General features: G+C 66.3%; 1 protein-coding gene. It reads left to right on the top strand.

Translation table 11 applies throughout. The features are described 5' to 3' along the window. Positions 1-925, top strand: a 925-nt coding sequence (locus tag H6B15_RS15255) for a hypothetical protein (RefSeq protein ID WP_345942009.1), incomplete at both ends; no start/stop codon positions are given.

Here is a 925-nt window from a genome sequence, read left to right as displayed (position 1 = left end):
CCACCCCCACGCCGGAGCCCACCCCTCAGCCCCAGATTGAGATGGAAGTCACGGTGGTGCAGCAGGATATTGGCGTGCAGCTGTACGCCCTGACCTGGCCCGAAGGCACCACCCAGTCCCAGACCGAAGGGGACGACGCGGTGGAGGCAGAGCGCGCCCCCCTGACCAGCGTGGCGGCAAACGTGCTGATCACCGACAAGGACGGCAAAGAGGCTACATATGAACTGGATACCGCCACCGGCACCGCCCTGGCGGAGGATGTGGACCCCGGCGACTACACCGTGGCCGTTTCCCCGGTGGAAGGGTATATCCTGCCCGACGCCCAGACCGTGACGGTGAACGAAAAGGTCGTCTACAAGGCGGATATTGCGGCGGTCAAGGATAAGATCGTGCAGTCCACCCAGGTGAACGAAAGCCAGGAAGACTCGGCCTACGGTCAGGGCAGCGGCGCTCCCATTGCGGAGGAAATCACCGATACCGTGACCTACCAGGAAAGCACTTCCGAGGAGACGGGCACCAGGACGGTGTACACCGCCACCCTGAGCAGCGACGGTTACCTGATGATGAAAGACGGCTCGGTCAGCCGGTACAAGCCTACCTACGACGAGACCACCAAGGAACTGACCGGCGCCATCCGGGACAGCGGTGCCCGCACCGCGTCGGTACAGCCGGGCAGCGTGTCCATCCGGGCCTTGGGCACCAGCGGCACGGCGACCATCCTGCCCCTGGCTGAGGAAAGTGCCTCCTCTCCCGCGCTGCTGAGCGAGGAAACCGCCAGCCCGGCGCCGCTGAATGAGGAGACAGCCAGCCCGGCCCCCAGTGTGGAGCCCACGGCAGAACCCACGCCGACCCCGACGCCGGAGCCCACTCCCACGCCGGAGCCCACTCCCACTCCGACCCCGGAGCCTACTCCTACTCCCACCCC

This window comes from Gemmiger formicilis (assembly GCF_016900095.1).
Classification (GTDB): Bacteria; Bacillota; Clostridia; order Oscillospirales; family Ruminococcaceae; genus Gemmiger; species Gemmiger formicilis_A.
This window is presented reverse-complemented; position numbering and strand designations above follow the sequence as displayed.